Source organism: Streptomyces sp. NPDC055239 (assembly GCF_053606205.1).
In genome coordinates this window covers 95832-111933 of sequence record NZ_JBSGRD010000015.1, presented here as the reverse complement: position 1 = coordinate 111933, position 16102 = coordinate 95832, and the positions used below count along the sequence as shown (strand labels likewise).

The 16102-nt window shown below is 71.4% G+C and carries 15 protein-coding genes and 1 pseudogene; 9 read left to right on the top strand and 7 right to left on the bottom strand.

The annotated features are described in order from the left end of the window. The first annotated feature begins 1 nt into the window (after position 1). The 3 genes from meaB to ACWFRJ_RS36730 all read left to right on the top strand — a co-directional run bounded on the left by meaB (position 2) and on the right by ACWFRJ_RS36730 (position 2709). Positions 2 to 994 carry a methylmalonyl Co-A mutase-associated GTPase MeaB gene (gene meaB / locus ACWFRJ_RS36740; RefSeq protein ID WP_453541208.1) on the top strand — a complete coding sequence of 331 codons (993 nt, stop codon included), beginning with the start codon at positions 2 to 4 and terminating at the stop codon, positions 992 to 994. A gap of 87 nt (positions 995 to 1081) precedes the next feature. Continuing rightward, entirely contained in the window at positions 1082 to 2173 is a 1092-nt protein-coding gene (locus tag ACWFRJ_RS36735) for an enoyl-CoA hydratase/isomerase family protein (RefSeq protein ID WP_453541205.1), read from the top strand. Further along, the gene (locus ACWFRJ_RS36730; protein ID WP_453541202.1) at positions 2164 to 2709 is read left to right on the top strand and encodes a GNAT family N-acetyltransferase; all 546 of its coding nucleotides are present in this window, start codon (positions 2164 to 2166) and stop codon (positions 2707 to 2709) included. The genes ACWFRJ_RS36735 and ACWFRJ_RS36730 overlap by 10 nt, the downstream gene beginning before the upstream one ends. On the opposite strand, the gene ACWFRJ_RS36725 is transcribed toward ACWFRJ_RS36730, so the two are convergent. The 3 genes from ACWFRJ_RS36725 to ACWFRJ_RS36715 form a co-directional block, all read right to left on the bottom strand. Then, complete coding sequence (locus ACWFRJ_RS36725; protein ID WP_453541199.1) at positions 2687 to 3178, bottom strand: hypothetical protein; 492 nt, start codon at positions 3176 to 3178, stop codon at positions 2687 to 2689. The two genes, ACWFRJ_RS36730 and ACWFRJ_RS36725, sit on opposite strands and share 23 nt — an antisense overlap. 75 nt (positions 3179 to 3253) lie before the next feature. Continuing rightward, positions 3254 to 3991: an ABC transporter permease gene (locus tag ACWFRJ_RS36720; protein ID WP_453541196.1), complete on the bottom strand. Its 738-nt coding sequence runs from the start codon at positions 3989 to 3991 to the stop codon at positions 3254 to 3256. 2 nt (positions 3992 to 3993) lie between these two features. Next, complete coding sequence (locus ACWFRJ_RS36715; protein ID WP_453541193.1) at positions 3994 to 4926, bottom strand: ABC transporter ATP-binding protein; 933 nt, start codon at positions 4924 to 4926, stop codon at positions 3994 to 3996. 108 nt (positions 4927 to 5034) lie between these two features. Here ACWFRJ_RS36715 and ACWFRJ_RS36710 point away from each other — a divergent pair, with 108 nt between their 5' ends. The 3 genes from ACWFRJ_RS36710 to ACWFRJ_RS36700 all read left to right on the top strand — a co-directional run bounded on the left by ACWFRJ_RS36710 (position 5035) and on the right by ACWFRJ_RS36700 (position 8254). Beyond that, positions 5035 to 6252, top strand: a complete 1218-nt coding sequence (locus ACWFRJ_RS36710) for a histidine kinase (RefSeq protein WP_453541190.1) — start codon at positions 5035 to 5037, stop codon at positions 6250 to 6252. Positions 6253 to 6291: 39 nt separating this feature from the next. Then, positions 6292 to 6954 (top strand): response regulator, encoded by a 663-nt coding sequence (locus ACWFRJ_RS36705; RefSeq protein WP_453541187.1) that lies wholly within the window; start codon positions 6292 to 6294, stop codon positions 6952 to 6954. A gap of 142 nt (positions 6955 to 7096) precedes the next feature. Then, positions 7097 to 8254: an ROK family transcriptional regulator gene (locus ACWFRJ_RS36700; RefSeq protein WP_453541184.1), complete on the top strand. Its 1158-nt coding sequence runs from the start codon at positions 7097 to 7099 to the stop codon at positions 8252 to 8254. Positions 8255 to 8319: 65 nt separating this feature from the next. Here the strand turns inward: ACWFRJ_RS36700 and ACWFRJ_RS36695 are convergent, their stop codons facing one another. Next, the gene (locus ACWFRJ_RS36695) at positions 8320 to 9081 is read right to left on the bottom strand and encodes a GntR family transcriptional regulator (protein ID WP_453541182.1); all 762 of its coding nucleotides are present in this window, start codon (positions 9079 to 9081) and stop codon (positions 8320 to 8322) included. Between the two features lie 243 nt (positions 9082 to 9324). Beyond that, complete coding sequence (gene sigJ / locus ACWFRJ_RS36690) at positions 9325 to 10215, bottom strand: RNA polymerase sigma factor SigJ (protein WP_453541180.1); 891 nt, start codon at positions 10213 to 10215, stop codon at positions 9325 to 9327. A gap of 197 nt (positions 10216 to 10412) precedes the next feature. Here sigJ and ACWFRJ_RS36685 point away from each other — a divergent pair, with 197 nt between their 5' ends. Next, positions 10413 to 11267 carry an alpha/beta fold hydrolase gene (locus ACWFRJ_RS36685; protein ID WP_453541579.1) on the top strand — a complete coding sequence of 285 codons (855 nt, stop codon included), beginning with the start codon at positions 10413 to 10415 and terminating at the stop codon, positions 11265 to 11267. A 495-nt stretch (positions 11268 to 11762) separates the two neighbouring features. On the opposite strand, the pseudogene ACWFRJ_RS36680 reads toward ACWFRJ_RS36685, so the two are convergent. Further along, positions 11763 to 12119, bottom strand: a pseudogene (locus tag ACWFRJ_RS36680) (EamA family transporter); the annotation flags it as partial. Between the two features lie 113 nt (positions 12120 to 12232). Between ACWFRJ_RS36680 and pdxR the strand changes: the two are divergent. Next, the gene (pdxR, locus tag ACWFRJ_RS36675; protein WP_453541177.1) at positions 12233 to 13696 is read left to right on the top strand and encodes a MocR-like pyridoxine biosynthesis transcription factor PdxR; all 1464 of its coding nucleotides are present in this window, start codon (positions 12233 to 12235) and stop codon (positions 13694 to 13696) included. Here pdxR and ACWFRJ_RS36670 read toward each other — a convergent pair. Continuing rightward, positions 13654 to 14064 (bottom strand): VOC family protein, encoded by a 411-nt coding sequence (locus ACWFRJ_RS36670; protein WP_453541174.1) that lies wholly within the window; start codon positions 14062 to 14064, stop codon positions 13654 to 13656. The two genes, pdxR and ACWFRJ_RS36670, sit on opposite strands and share 43 nt — an antisense overlap. A gap of 335 nt (positions 14065 to 14399) precedes the next feature. Here ACWFRJ_RS36670 and ACWFRJ_RS36665 point away from each other — a divergent pair, with 335 nt between their 5' ends. Then, on the top strand, positions 14400 to 15983 hold the full coding sequence (locus ACWFRJ_RS36665) for an alkaline phosphatase D family protein (protein ID WP_453541171.1): 1584 nt from the start codon (positions 14400 to 14402) through the stop codon (positions 15981 to 15983). Positions 15984 to 16102: the final 119 nt, after the last annotated feature.

Here is a 16102-nt window from a genome sequence, read left to right as displayed (position 1 = left end):
CATGGCGGCGCCGAGGATCGACATCGACGCGTACGTCAAGGGCGTACTCGACGGGAAGCGGGCGCAGATCGCCCGCGCCATCACGCTCGTCGAGTCGACCCGCCCCCAACACCGCGTGCTCGCGCAGGAGTTGCTGACCCAGCTGCTTCCGCACAGCGGGCGGGCGCGGCGGATCGGCATCAGCGGGGTGCCCGGCGTGGGCAAGTCCACGTTCATCGACGCGCTCGGCACGATGCTGACCGGGCTCGGGCACCGGGTCGCGGTGCTCGCCGTCGACCCGTCGTCGACCCGGACGGGCGGCTCGATCCTCGGCGACAAGACGCGGATGGAACGCCTGGCGGTGGACCCGGCGGCGTTCGTGCGTCCCTCGCCCACCGCGGGGACGCTCGGCGGGGTCGCGAAGGCGACGCGCGAGTCGATCGTGGTGATGGAGGCGGCGGGCTACGACGTCGTACTCGTGGAGACCGTGGGCGTGGGCCAGTCGGAGACGGCGGTCGCGAACATGGTCGACTCGTTCCTGCTGCTCAGCCTGGCCCGCACGGGCGACCAGCTCCAGGGCATCAAGAAGGGCGTCCTGGAACTGGCGGACGTCCTAGCGATCAACAAGGCGGACGGCCCGCACGAGCGTGACGCGCGCTCGGCGGCACGTGAACTGGCGGGCGCCCTGCGCCTGATGCACCCGGCGGACGCGGCATGGACTCCCCCGGTACTGAGCTGCAGCGCGCGGGAGTCCAGCGGCCTCGACGAGGTCTGGGACCGCCTGGAACAGCACCGCTCGCTCCTCGACTCAACGGGCCGCCTCGCCGCCAAGCGACGCGATCAGCAGGTCGACTGGACGTGGACGATGGTGCGGGACGAACTCCTCGACCGGCTGCGGGGGCACGAGGCGGTACGGGAGCTGGCCCCTGGCCTTGAGCAGCAGGTACGGCAGGGCACGTTGACGGCGACGCTGGCGGCGGAGCGGATTCTGGGGGCGTTTCAGGGGGACGGTTAGGGGGTCCTACGTCAAGGATGCGACGCGGGGTATTCGGGCGGGTGGGCGAGCAACATCCGCCGCGAAGCGGCGGTCTAGGTTTGCCCCATGACACCAGCAGGCAACGACGACGCCCCCGTCCTCCTCCACATCGAGGGCCGCACAGGACACATCACGCTCAACCGCCCCCGCGCCATCAACGCCCTCAACCACACCATGGTCCGCCTGATGGACGACGCCCTCTCCGCATACGAGCGGGACGACGCCATCTCCACGGTCGTCCTCACCGGCAAAGGTGCCCGCGGGCTCTGCGCCGGGGGCGATATCCGGTCGATCCACGACGACATCCGCGCGGGCGGCGGCTCCGCGTCCGTAGCCTTCTGGCGTGACGAGTACCGGCTCAACGCCCGCATCGCCCGTTTCCCGAAGCCGTACGTCGCCGTCATGGACGGCATCGTGATGGGCGGCGGGGTCGGCGTCTCGGCGCACGGCAGCGTGCGGATCGTCACCGAGCGCTCCCGCATCGCCATGCCGGAAACCGGGATCGGCTTCGTGCCGGACGTCGGCGGCACGTATCTGCTGACGCGCACGCCCGGCGAACTGGGCACCCACCTCGCACTGACCGGCTCGGCGGTGGGCGCGGGCGACGCGCTGCTCTGCGGCCTCGCCGACCACTACGTGCCCTCGGACCGCCTTCCGGAGTTCACCGCCGCCCTTGCCGACACCGCGGTGAGCGACGCGGTCGCGGAGTACGCCACCGCCGCGCCCGATGGTGAACTCGCCGCCCACCGCGAGTGGATCGACGCCTGCTACGCCGCCGACACCGTGGAGGAGATCGTCGACCGCCTCTACGCCTTCGGCGACCGGGCCGCGAAGGAGACGGCCGAGACCATCATCGGCAAGTCGCCGACCTCCCTGAAGGTCACCCTCGCCTCCCTGCGCCGGGCCCGCGCCCTCTCCTCGCTCGAGCAGGTGCTCGACCAGGAGTACCGCGTATCGGCCACCGCGATCGGCGCACCGGACCTGGTCGAGGGGATCCGCGCCCAGGTGGTCGACAAGGACCGTGACCCGCACTGGTCCCCCGCCGAACTCGCGCAGGTGTCCGACGCGGACGTGTCCCGCCACTTCGCGCCGCGCGACGGCGACGAACTCGGTCTCGAACGCGGACTCGCCCCCGAGGCGGACCCGCGATGCCCCTGATCCAGACGCCCCGCCTCGTCCTGCGGCGCTGGCGAGAAGCCGATGTCGCCCCCATGACCGTCATCAACTCCGACCCCGAGGTGATGCGGTGGATCGGCGACGGCTCCGTCCATGACGGGCAGAAGCAGACCCGGTCCACCATGGAGAGGTGGGAGGAAGGGTGGGAGACCCAAGGCTTCGGGCTTTTCGCGGTGGAGGTCCGCGCCACCGGTGAACTCGCCGGGTTCACCGGGCTCTCCGTCCCGCACTACCTCCCTGAAGTGATGCCCTCGGTGGAGATCGGCTGGCGGCTCGGCCGCTCCTTCTGGGGGCAGGGCCTGGCCACCGAGGCGGCGCGTGCCGCCCTCGACTTCGGCCTCACCGAACGGGGTCTTGATCGGATCGTCAGCATCGTCCAGGTGGGCAACGACGCTTCGGAACGCATCATGAACAAGCTCGGCATGCGCGTGGAGCGGGGAACGTTCGACCCCCACTGCGGGCGCGCCATCCGTGTCCACGCCTTCAACGCGCCCGCTACGGCGGATCTGTCTCCGTGATGACGGCGAGCAGTTGGAAGGGCAGCTCCCTGTCCGACTGGGAGACCCCGAGAGCGATCCACCGCCCGTCGGTCCGCCACAGATGCAGGTCCGGCACGGAGGCACTCAGCGAGCCCCACGGCTCCGGTATGTCCTCGCCCGAATCGCCATCGCCCTCGTCCTCGTCCTCGTAGCTCTCGGCGTCGTAACCGTCGCCCATGGACCGCTCGAAGAGGCTCGCCAGGCTGAATATCCGGGGCGGCCCCCAGCGCTCGGCGAGGAGGACCGTCAGGCCGTCGCGCTCGGCCTCGTACTGCTCCTCGGTCGCCTCCCACTCCGTGCCGTCGTCCTCCCAGAAGTCGTCGCTCGTCAGCAACTCGGCGACGTGATAGCCCGGACCGCCGAAGCCGCCGTGCGACCTGCCGTGCTCCGCGGGGAACTCCCGTGAGCGCAGCAGGTCGATCGCGGCGAGATGCTGTGCGGTACTCATGCCATCCAGTAAAGCGGTCGCCACTGACAACTGTCCCGCCGTCAGGCCCCTGGCGTCACCATCCGGACATCTGCCTCACGCGTCGCGCCGCCGGACCGCCCACCAGCCCGCGAGCAGCGCGACAGCCGCCCATGCCGCCAGGACGGCAAGTCCCGTCCAGGGTCCGAGAGTTCCCGACGGATTCTCGTGGAGCACCAGCTGCCCCGCCCTGTCCGGCAGGAACTCCGCGGCGCCGCTCGCGACGTCCCCGACCACGAAGGACACGATGAGCGTGAACGGGATGAGGATGCTCAGTACGGCGATCCCGCTGCGCAGCACCATGGTCAGGCCCGCGGCGAGCAGCGCCATGAGCGCGAGGTAGACACCGCCGCCGACGCACGCCCGTACGGCACCGTCATGGCCGAGGCCGATGGCGTAGTCCCCCATGAAGGCCTGTCCCGCCAGGAAGCCCACGAAGCTGGTGAGGATCCCCACGCCGAGCGCCAGGGCGCCCACCACCGCGACCTTGGCCCCGAAGAAGAGCCCCCTGCGCGGCACCGCGGAGAGCGAGATCCGCAGGGCGCCGTTCAGGTACTCGGACGACATCGCCGTCGTACCGAAACTGATGGCGGCGATCTGGGCGAAGTTGAGGGCGTAGAAGGCGCCGAAGAGCGGCTCGTAGTCGGCGTTGTCCGCCTCCGCCGTGCCGACCGTGGCGAACACGAGCACGGTGATGGCCACGGTGGCCACGAAGACGGCGATGAGCGAACCGAGGCTGGCGCGCACCGACTTGATCTTGATCCACTCCGAGCGGAGCACGGCGGATGTCGACATGGTCAGGCCTCCTTGCGGGACGTCGGGGTGGCGGCGGCGAACTCGGTGTCGTCGGCCGTGAGGGCGAGGTATGCCTGCTCCAAGGAGGCCTGCTCGTCGGAGAGTTCAAGGAGAGGGATCCCGTGACCTGCGGCGATGGAGCCGATCTCGCCGGCCTGCGCGCCCTCCACCGTCCAGCGGCCGTCGTCCCGCGCGGCCATCACGTACCCCTTGTCCGTCAGGAGGCCCCGCAGCCGGTCGATCGAAGGGGTGCGCAGTAGGACCCGCGGGCTGCTGTGCGCCGCGATGAAGTCCGGCATCGAGGTGTCCGCGAGCAGCCTGCCCCGGCCAAGGACCACCAGGTGGTCGGCGAAGGTGGCCGTCTCGTTCATGAGGTGGCTGGACACGAGGACCGTCCGGCCCTCACGGGCGAGGCGCCGAAGGAGTTCGCGGATCCAGATGATGCCTTCGGGATCGAGGCCGTTGGACGGCTCGTCCAGCATGACGACACGCGGGTCACCGAGCAGCGCCGCCGCTATGCCCAGGCGCTGCCGCATGCCGAGCGAGAACGTCTTGATCCGGCGCCCCGCGATACCGGAGAGACCGGCCTCTTCGAGGACCTCGTCCACGCGGCGCGCGGGGATGCGGTTGCTGACGGCGAGGGCGAGGAGGTGGTTGCGTGCGGTGCGCGATCCGTGCGCGGCCTGGGCGTCGAGCAGGGCTCCCACGTGGCGCAGGGGTTCGTCGATGGCCGCGTAGGGCCTGCCGCCCACCGTCGCGGTGCCCGAAGTGGGCCGGTCGAGGCCGAGGACGAGCCGCATGGTGGTGGACTTGCCCGCGCCGTTGGGGCCGAGGAACCCGGTGACCTTCCCCGGGCGGACGGTGAAGGTCAGTCCGTCCACCGCGCGGGTGGTGCCGTACTCCTTGGTGAGGTCTTGGACGTCGATGCTGGTCATGGGCATAGCCTCGCGGCCGCGGGCGGGGTGGGTCTTCCCCCGCCCGGGGAGTCCGTCTCCCCCTCACGGGGGAGCCGTGCGGGCCTGCCCTGCTGGCACGATGACGTGATGCCCCGCTTCCTCCGGCCGCTGACGCACGCGGTGACCTATACGCGTTGGATGCATCTGCTCATCGGCTCGGGCATCGCCTTGACGAGCGCGTTCATCACGCCGGGTCTCAGCAGCCCGTCGGCCGGAGACTGGGTCCTGATCGCGGTCCAGCCGATCCCGCTCGTGGTGGCGGCCGCGCTGCTGGTGCCGTCGATGCGTCGGGCAGAGGGGCTTCAGGCCCGACTGATGCTGTTCCCGGGGCAGCACGCGCGCGTGCCGGGTGACGACGAGGATCCCGGCATCTCCGTGGCTCCCTCGGCGTCGTGGCGCGACCGGAGCAGGACCGCGCTGTGGGCCGTGCTGCGCCTGGAGGCCGGTTGCGCGGCGGTCTTCGTCACGGTGCAGCTCCTCGGCATCTCACTTGCCCTGATGGGGTCCACGTCCGAGCCCGGTGACGCGTCCGGTCTGCTCGTTCCGCTGCCTGGCCAGAACCCGCTGAACGCGCTGCTCGTGCCCGTCCCGCTCGTGGTGTTCCTGACGGTGATGGTGGCCGCCGGCAGGCTGGCGGCGTGGACCGCGCGCCGACTGCTCGGGCCCTCCCCGGTGGAGCGCCTGGCCGCCCTGGAGGAGCGCACCGAGCAGCTCCTCGAACGCACCCGCATCGCACGGGAACTGCACGACTCCATCGGGCACGCCCTGACCGTGGCCGTCGTCCAGGCGGGCGCCGCCCGAGCCGTGGCCGACCCGGAGTTCACCGACCGCGCCCTGGGCGCCATCGAGGAGACAGGCAGGGCCGCCCTCGAAGACCTGGAGCGTGTCCTGCGGGTGCTGCGCGAGGACGAGCGGCCCGCGAGCCGACGGCCCACGCTCGCCGATGCCGACCGCCTCCTGGAGTCCGCGCGCGCGTCGGGAGCGAAGGTCGACACCGAGGTGACGGGCCCTCTGGAAAGTGTCCCCGGACCGGTGTCCCGCGAGGGATACCGGATGCTCCAGGAGTCGCTCACCAATGTGCTGCGCCACTCCGGACCGGTCCCGGTGCGGGTGCGGATCACGGTCGGTGACGGCTTGCTCGGCATGGAGGTGCGCAACCCCCTGCCCCAGGGGACGCAGCCGACCAGCCGTGGCGGCAGCGGCCTGCGCGGCATCCGGGAACGGGCCACGCTGCTCGGCGGCCGGGCCACCACGGGCCCGCGCGCTGGCGAGTGGCGGGTGCACGTCGAGCTGCCCCTGGGATGACCCCTGGGGTGATCCCCTGAGGTGATCTACGCTGACCGGATGCCGGTCACTGTCCTGCTCGTCGACGACGAACCCCTCGTACGCGCCGGTCTGCGTGCCGTCCTCGAGGCGCAGCCCGACATCGAGGTGGTCGGCGAGGCCGCCGACGGCGCCGCCGTCATTCCGCTCGTGCGCCAACTGCGGCCCGACGTGGTCGCCATGGACGTACGCATGCCCCTCCTCGACGGCATCGAGGCCACGCGTGCCGTCCTGCGCACCGTGCAGGACCCGCCGAAGATCCTGGTCGTGACGACCTTCGAGAACGACGAGTACGTGTACGAGGCGCTGCGCGCGGGTGCCGACGGTTTCCTGCTGAAGCGCGCCCGTCCCGCGGAGATCGTGAACGCCGTGCGCCTTGTCGCGGAGGGCGAGTCGCTGCTGTTCCCTGCGGCGGTACGGCAGCTGGCGGGCGCGTACGGGCGGCAGCCGGGCAACGCGGAGGCCAGGGCCGCCCTCGACCGGGCCGCGCTCACCGAGCGCGAGGCGGACGTGCTGCGCCTCATGACGCGCGGTCTGTCGAACGCGGAGATCGCGGCAGAGCTGATCGTCGGCGCCGAGACCGTCAAATCCCATGTGAGTGCCGTGCTCGCGAAGCTGGGGGCCCGCGACCGGACGCAGGCGGTGATCGCCGCGTACGAATCCGGTTTCGTCGCTCCGGGATGAGCACCGGGGTGAGCACCGGGGTGAGCACCGGGGTGAGCACCGCCGATGGGCACTCTGCGTCACAGGTGGGCCCGGCACTCGCAGCGATCGGCCGCTGCGAGTACGATCCGCCCATCATGCGCACGAGCTGGGAGGACGGACGTTGGGGCGGCTGACCGGCGGGGATCCCTCTCTGCTGCGGCGGATCAACTCCGCTGTGGTGCTGCACGCGCTGCGTGGGGCGGACTTCGCGACACTCACCGAGGTCACCCGGGTGACCGGGCTCTCCAGGCCGACCGTCGAAGGCGTGGTCGAGGGGCTCATCGATGCCGGGCTCGTGGTGGAGACCGCCGCCGAGGAGGGCGCGGCCAGACGCCAGGGACGGCCCGCCCGGAGGTTCCGCTTCCGGGCCGAGGCGGGGCATCTGCTCGGCCTGGAGATCGGCCCGCACCGGGTGGCGGCGGTCCTCTCCGACCTGGACGGCCGGGTGCTCGGCACGGCGGCCAGGGACGTGTCCGAAACGGCCCCTGCCGACGAACGCATCGAGCGCCTTCGCACGGCGGTGGCCGATCTGCTGCGCCGTGGCGGGATCGCCCGCAGCTCACTGCGCGCGGTCGGTGTCGGCAGCCCCGGCATCGTGGAGGCGGACGGCACGGTCCGCCTCGGGACCGCGCTGCCGGAGTGGACTGGGCTGCCGCTCGGCGAGCGTCTGCGCAGATCCTTCAAGTGCCCGGTCCTGGTGGAGAACGACGCGAACACGGCGGCCGTGGCCGAGCACTGGAAGGGCGCCGCGACCGACTCCGACGACGTGGTGATGGTCCTCGCGGGGCTCAGCCCGGGGGCCGGGGCACTGATCGGTGGGCGGCTGCACCGTGGCTACGGCGGCGCCGCCGGAGAGATCGGCGCCCTGCATCTGCTCGGCCGTGACGTGACCCCCGAGACGCTCCTCTCGACCACGGACGAGCCGCTGCACCCGCTGGACGAGCAGGCGGTGGCGGAGGTGTTCGCCCACGCGCGTGAGGGCGACGAGCGGGCGCGGCAGGCCGTCGAGCGGTTCATTCAGCGCCTGGTGCACGACGTGGCGGCCCTTGTCCTCGCCCTGGACCCCGAGCTGGTCGTCGTGGGCGGCTGGGCGGCCGGTCTGGACGGCGTCCTTGAGCCGCTGCGCCGCGAGTTGGCCCGTTACTGCCTGCGGCCGCCCCGGGTGGCCCTGTCGATGCTCGGCGAGGCGGCCATCGCGACGGGCGCGCTGCGCCTTGCCCTCGACCATGTCGAGGAGCAGTTGTTCGCGGTCGAGGGAACGGTGACGGCCCGGCGCTGAGGCGCCGGGCCGGACACGGGTACCAGAAAAGCAGGTATCAGGAAGCGAGGTTCAGGAAGCGAGGTTCAGGAGGCCTGGCGCTCCGCGCCGTGGTGGATCTCGACGCCGCCCGCGTCACCGAACGTGAGGCGGCAGGTGTCGGCGCGATACGTCGCCACGGACACCGCGACGGTGCGTCCCTCGGCGAAGAAGCGGGTCGTCACGACGAGGACCGGGGCTCCGGGCAGCCGGTCGAGCGCCTTGGCGTCGTCCGCGCGGGCCGAGCCGAGTTCGACGGCGCGGTCCTGTCCTTCGAGGCCGAGCCGGTGCAGCTCGCGCAGCACGCCACGCGCGCGTGAGGCTCCGGAGGGGGCGTCGATCGCGGAGAGTTCACTGACGGCCGACATCGCCACGTACAGCAGCTCGGCGGCCACGGGCTGGCCGTGCGAGACGCGTGTGCGGCGCACCACGTGCACCTGCTCGTCGGGGTCGGCCGCCAGCATGCGGGCCACCTCGGCGGGCGGTTGCGCCGGTGCGCAGTCGACGGGCTGCCATGCGTCGCCGACCTCACCGGGCCAGGTGCCCTGTGCGGATCCGACGGCCACGCCCATCCGCGGCGGGGCGACGGTCGTGCCGACACCGCGGCGGCGCTGCAGCCTGCCTTCCAGCTCCAGTTGCTCCAGTGCCTGACGGAGCGTGGCGCGGGCCACGCCGAAGCGGGCCGCGAGATCACGCTCGTTGGGCAGGATCTCGCCGACGGCGAACTCTGAATCGAGTGCCTCGCTGAGCACGGTCTTGAGGTGCCAGTACTTCGGCTCCGGTGCCGCTTCCAGCTGCGTGGTCCCCACCCTGTCCTCCGCAATCCCCGTGTGCCGGCGGCTTTTCAGCGCCTTGTTTATTAAAGGTCCTTGCACTATCTCTGCGACGATAGAGCGGCACCCAACCTTGGTCAAGACCAATCCTCGATCCGTTACAGCCCGCACAGGGACGATGCCACAGAGCATTCACGTGTTGTTGGCGTCGGTCCACGCGCACGTAGCGAACAAGACAGAACCCCCGCCCTGTGTGGACGGGGGTCTGCCGGCTGCGGTCTAGGAGGCGAACGCGACCAGCTTGTCCGGGTTGCGGATGATGTAGACGTCGGTGATCCGCCCGTCGGCGACGTCCAGTTGGAAGAGGGAGTCCGGCTTGCCGTCGACCAGGACAAGGACGGAGTCGGCGCCGTTGGTCTCCAGGAACCGGACCCCGAGCTCCGCCCCCTCCGGTACGCCGCCACGGGCCGCGCCGATGAGGAAGCGGCCCACCTTGTCGGCCGCCTCGATGACGCGCAGCGGCGCCTTGGCCTTGCCGCCGCTGTCGCCGACGAGACGTACGTCCGGGGCGAGCAGGGTCATCAGACCGTCCAGGTCACCGCTGGTGGCCGCGGCGAGGAACCGCTCGGTCAGGTCGCGGCGCTCGCCCGGATCCACCGCGTAGCGCGGCCTCCCCTCGTCGACGTGCTTGCGGGCCCGCGCCGCGAGCTGCCGCACGGCCGATTCGCCGCGGTCCAGCGTGAGGGCGATGTCCGAGTACGGGAACCCGAAGGCTTCCCGCAGCACGAACACCGCGCGCTCCAGGGGCGAAAGAGACTCCAGGACGACCAGGACCGCGAAGGACACGGAGTCGGCGAGAACGGCCCGCTCGGCGGTGTCGGGGACGGTCGGCCCGTAGTCGGTGACGAGTGGTTCGGGCAACCACGGGCCTACGTAGGACTCGCGGCGTGACTGCACGTGGCGCAGCCGGTCGATGGCGAGGCGCGTGGTGACGCGCACCAAGTAGGCACGTGGTTCACGCACTCGCTCCTGGTCGGCCGCCGACCAGCGCAGCCAGGACTCCTGCACGACGTCCTCCGCGTCGGCCACCCGGCCGAGCATGCGGTAGGCCACGCCCATCAGGACGGTCCTGTGCTCTTCGAAGACGTCGGTCACGGAGTCGTCGGTCACGGAGTCGTTCGCCACTCCTCCATCCCAGCCGACGGATCACCCGCTGTCCAGGCGAAGCAGGTGCGTCCCGCCCCACACCGGCCCGCAGGCCGTCCCGCCCACCCTCTTGAACTGGAGGCTACTGAGCGGTAATTGTTGCTGACAAGGTGTCTAAGGTGTCTGAGGACCGTCGCCAGGCGGCGGGGACTGGAGCAGCAATGGCCGCAGAGGTGTCCTTCAGCGTCGAATCGCCCGGCGGTCCGCGAACGATGTCGCTCGCGTACGAACGCGCGGGCGAGGGTGAGCCGCTGCTCCTCCTGCACGGCATCGGCCACCACCGCCAGGCGTGGGACCCGGTGTTCGACATCCTCGCCGCCGAGTACGACGTGACAGCCGTGGACCTGCCGGGCTTCGGAGAGTCCCCCGCGCTCCCCGAAGGGCTCGCCTACGACATCTCCACGGTCGTCTCCGTGCTCGGCGCGCTGTGCGAGGCCCTTGGGATCGAGCGTCCGCACGTGGCGGGCAACTCCCTGGGCGGTCTGCTCGCCCTTGAGCTCGGCCGGGAGAAGCTCGTGCGCTCGGTCACCGCCCTGTCCCCGGCGGGCTTCTGGACGCCCGGGGAGCGGCGGTACGCGTTCAACACGCTGCTCGCGATGCGGCACGGGGCGCGGCTCCTTCCGCTGCCGTTGATCGAGCGGCTCTCGCGGACCGCCGCCGGGCGTGCGGCGCTCACCAGCACCATCTACGCCCACCCCGGGCGGCGCTCACCCGATGCCGTCGTCGCCGAGACGCTCGCGCTGCGCGACGCGACGGGGTTCGAGCAGACCCTCGCCGCCGGGCGCGACGTGCTCTTCAGCGACGACGTGCCCGGCCTCGCGGTCACCGTCGCGTGGGGCGCACGTGACCGGATCCTGCTGCGCCGCCAGGGCGTCCGCGCGAAGCACGCCGTCCCCGAGGCCCGTCTGGTGCGCCTTCCCGGTTGCGGACACGTCCCGATGAACGACGACCCGGCGCTCGTCTCGCGCGTCGTCCTCGACACGTGCCGCCGAGCGCCCGCCGCCCAGCACGCCTGAGCCCAGGGCCACCCCGGCGCCGACGAGCGCACTGCCCACGGCCTGCGGGGCTCCGTAGGCGCCGGTGCCGACCAAGGGAGCGGTGAAGGCCGCAGCGACGGGAATGAGGCCGGAGAAGAGGGTGGCACGCTCGGCGCCGATGCGCTGGATGCCCGAGTACCAGCAGACGAAGCCGATGACGGTGACGATCGCCGCCTGCCACAGCAGGGCCGCCGCCTCGGTGGTGCCGGGCACCCGCAGCCAGTCCCCGCCGTCGGCCACCGCGCCGATGGCGGCGGACTCGACGGCGGCGATCCCGCACACCGTGGCGGAGAGCAGCTTCGGACCGAGCGGCCGCAGCACGGGAACGGCGATGACCGCGAACCCGACCTCACCCGCGAGCGCGCACACGGAGAAGAGGATGCCGACCGCGTCCGTACGCCCCCACCCCTGCACGGTGAAGGCTCCGGCGGCGACGATCAACGCCCCGTACATGACGACTCGCTGCGGCTGCCGCCCCGCAAGGAGCGGCACGACGACCGCCACGACCACCGGGGCGCATCCTACGAAGACACCCGGTACGGCAGGTTCCGCCGTACGTTCGGCGGCGAGGATCGCCAGGTTGAAGCCGACCATCCCGACTGCGGCGAGGAGCGCAAGGCGCCCCCACTGGCGGCGTGTCAGGCGACGGAGCGGCGCCGTGCCGCCCCGCCCGAGCAGCGGCAGGAGCAGCAGGCAGGCAAGGCCGTAGCGCAGGAACTGGCCGCCCGCGTACGGGTAGTCGCCGAGGAGGCTGTTGGCGGTGAAGGAGCCGCCGACGAGGAGGCAGGCGAGGGCCGCGAGCAGGGACCCGCGCGTGAGGTTCGCGTTCATGCCCCTGACGCTATGAACGTAGGCGGACCGGTTTAAGGTCCACTTCCAGGGCTGGTTCGGGGACCACTTCTTCCCTTCTTCCGTTCTTCTTCCCTTCTCAGGAGGCGCGTCCGGTGACATCAGGACCGGGGCAGGCACCTGGCACCGCCGCCTGGGAGCTGCTGCTCCCCGCCGCGTCCGCCCCCGCCCGCAGCCGTGGCCGCAGCCTCAGGTCGGCGCTGCGCGACGCGGTCAGGTCGGGGCGCCTCGCGCCGGGGACGCGGCTGCCGTCGAGCCGGGAGCTCGCCGCCGACCTCGGTGTCTCACGGGGACTCGTCACGGAGGCGTACGAGCAGTTGACCGCCGAGGGCTATCTGCGCAGCGACCGGGGCGCGGGGACCTGGGTGGGCGGCGCGGTGCGGACGGCCGCACGAGGAGCACGCGATCGTGCGCCGCGTCCCGTGCACGCGCGCGTGGACTTCATCGCGGGAACGCCCGACCTCTCCCTGTTCCCGCGCGCCGCGTGGGCGGCGGCGCACCGCGGCGTCCTGGCCGAACTGCCCCACCACGTACTTGGCTACCCGGACCCGCGGGGTCTGCCCCGGCTGCGTACGGCCCTCGCCGAACTGCTCGTACGCCGCCGGGGCGTGGTCGCGGACCCGGAGGGCATCGTCGTCTGCTCCGGAGTGGCGCAGGCCATGGCACTCGTCGGCTTCGTGCTCCACGCGCGCGGGGTGCGTGCCGTCGGCGTCGAGGACCCCGGAAGCCCCCAGCACAGCGAGTTGTTCGCCTCGGCCGGTGTCGCCACGGTGCCGGTCCCCCTCGACGACGAGGGCGTCGTCACCGGCGACTTGAGGGAGCGGGATCTGCGTGCGGTCGTCACCACGCCCGCCCATCAGTTCCCCCTGGGCATCGGCTACTCACCACGAAGGCGCACCGAACTCCTCGACTGGGCGCGGTCCGTGGACGGTCTGATCATCGAGGACGACTACGACGGGGACTTCCGCTACGACCGGGCACCCGTGGGCGCGCTGCAAGGACTCGACCCCGAACACGTCGCGTACACGGGGTCGGTCAGCAAGTCGCTCGCTCCGGGGCTTCGCCTGGGCTGGCTGCTCGTGCCGGAGTCGATGACCGATGAGGTCGTCGCCCGCAAACGGATGATGGACCTGGGCAATCCGGCACTAGACCAGGCGCTGCTCGCGCGCTTCGTCGAACGCGGCGACTACGACCGTCAGTTGCGCCGCTGCCAGCGCGCCTACCGTGAGCGCAGGGACGCGCTCGTCGCGGCGCTCGACGAGCACTTTCCCGGTACGGAGGTGACCGGTATCGCGGCCGGGCTGCATGTCATCGCCCGGCTGCCCGGGAGGTGGGGGCCTCAGGAGTCCTTTCTGCGGCGGGCGTCGGCGGCCGGGGTGGCGCTCCGGCCGCTGAGCGACTACAGACTGAGCGACCAGGGCTCCGCCGTCGGCTCCGGAGTGCGGTTGGTGCTCGGTTACGCACACCTGACGCCCACTCAAATCACTGAGGGAGTACGACTTCTAGCCGACGGGGCTCAGGAGTTGGACCACGCGCGCGTGCAGAGCACCAGGCGGTAGCCGTCGGGGTCCTCGACGGTGACGCCCCACTCGTTCCAGTACGGGTTGGGCGACTGGACGCGGGTGCCGCCGTGCGCTTCGAGGCGGGCCACCAGGTCGTCGGGGACGGGCTCGTCGAGATAGATGACGAGCAGGTCCTCCTCCGTGGGCCGGGGCAGGACCGGCTTGTCCGCCTCGTGGACCAGTTCCAGGTGCCAGGAGGCGTCCGGCCATCCGGCCATGAGCAGGTCGTGCTCACCAGGAGCGGTGCCGCCCTGCGACCTCCATACGACGTCCAGACCGAGGCCGCTCACCCAGAAGCGCTCCGCCGCCGCGAGGTCGCGGGACGGGCGGGCGATGCGGATGTGGCTCTGACCGTTGACAGGCATGGGCTCCCCCTTGTGACGCGGCGCGCTCGACCGTGCGCCTCTGCCGCCGAGCCTAGGCAGCGGGCGATCTTCGCGCATCGGCCGTCCGGCCTCGGGCGCGCGGCGGGGCCCTACGCCTGCGGACCTGCGTCCCGAGACGTACATCAGACGTACATCTCGGGGCCGGTGACCGGGCATCCAGGGGCCGGTGACCGGGGATGTAGACGACATACCGTTCGCACACCGGTTCCCCTGAAGCCGTGGGCAGTTGTTCACTTGTGGTTTGTGTGTGCGCCGCCGCACACCACTAGTTGTAGCCCTGCACACTGGTCTGACCTGTCACTGGAGGCGCATTCATGTCACACCCTCAGCCGAGCCCGTCCCCTCGCCGCCGCAGTGTGCTGCGCGGCTCGCTCGCCGTCCCGGCGGCGCTTGCCGTGCCGGCTCTCGCCGGGGCCGCTCCGGCGCTCGCCCGTTCGGGACGCCCGCGGGCCGAGTGGGGCGCGCAGGCCGGTGACGTGACGGCGCACGCGGGCCTGGTGTGGGTGCGCTCGGACCGTCCGGCCCGCATGATCGTGGAGACGTCCGCCACGGAGTCGTTCCGCAACCCCACCCGCTGGAAAGGCCCGCTGCTCGGCCCGGACACCGACTTCACGGGGACGACGCGGCTGCGCGGGCTGCCCGCGGGCGAGCAGATCCACTACCGCGTACGCCTGGCCGACCCCGACGACCCCAGACGCGCGGGTGAGCCGGTCACCGGCACGTTCCGCACGACACCGAAGGGACGCAAGGAAGGCGTACGTTTCCTGTGGTCGGGCGATATCGCGGGCCAGGGGTGGGGCATCAACCCGGACCGCGGCGGCTGGCGGATCTTCGAGGAGATGCGCCGCAGGGACCCGGACTTCTTCCTGTGCAGCGGCGACAACATCTACGCCGACGGGCCCATCCTGCCGAGCGTCACCCTGCCCGACGGCAGCACGTGGCGGAACGTGACCACGGAGGAGAAGTCGAAGGTCGCCGAGACGCTCGCGGAGTTCCGTGGCGCCTTCCGCTACAACCTCCTCGACGAGAACCTGCGGCGCTTCAACGCGCAGGTGCCCTCCATCGTCCAGTGGGACGACCACGAGGTGAAGAACAACTGGTATCCGGGGCAGATCCTGACCGACGCCCGCTACACGGAGAAGAACGTGGACGTCCTCGCCGGGCGCTCACTGCGGGCGTTCAGCGAGTACTTCCCGATCTCCACGCTCCCGCCGGGCGACGAGGACGGGCGGGTGTACCGCGTACTGCGGCACGGACCGCTCCTCGACGTGTTCGTCCTGGACATGCGCTCCTACCGCAACGCCAACTCCCCCGGCAAGCAGCCCGACGACACCACCGGCATCCTGGGCGCCCGGCAGCTGAGCTGGCTCAAGCGTGAACTGTCGCGTTCGCGGGCCACCTGGAAGGTCATCGCGTCCGACATGCCGCTCGGCCTCGTCGTACCCGACGGTTCGGCGAACTTCGAGGCCGTCGCGCAGGGCGATCCCGGCGCGCCGCTGGGCCGCGAGCTGCAGATCGCCGAACTGCTGCGGCACATCAAGCACCGCAAGGTCACCGGAACGGTCTGGCTGACCACCGACGTGCACTACACATCGGCGCAGCACTACGACCCCTCGCGTGCGGCGTTCAAGGACTTCGCGCCGTTCTACGAGTTCATCTCGGGGCCACTGGCCGCCGGCGGCTTCCAGGCCCTCAAGCTCGACGGGACGTTCGGCCCCGAGCAGCGCTTCATCAAGGCGCCGAACCGCGCCAACACCTCACCGGCCGAGACCCCGCAGTACTTCGGAGAGGTCGACATCGACGGTGACAGCGGCGAGCTGACCGTGCGGCTGCGGCAGGAGGGCGGCGGGGTGCTGTTCACGCAGGTCCTGCAGCCGGGCCGGGTGGGACAGCAGTGATTCGGCCACCGAACGCTCAGTGAGCTGTCATGTCCGAATACCAAGAGCGAGCAAAGAGGAATTAAACGGGCAGAAGGTATCTTAACTCGTCAGTCACAGAACGTTCGTGATCACGCAAC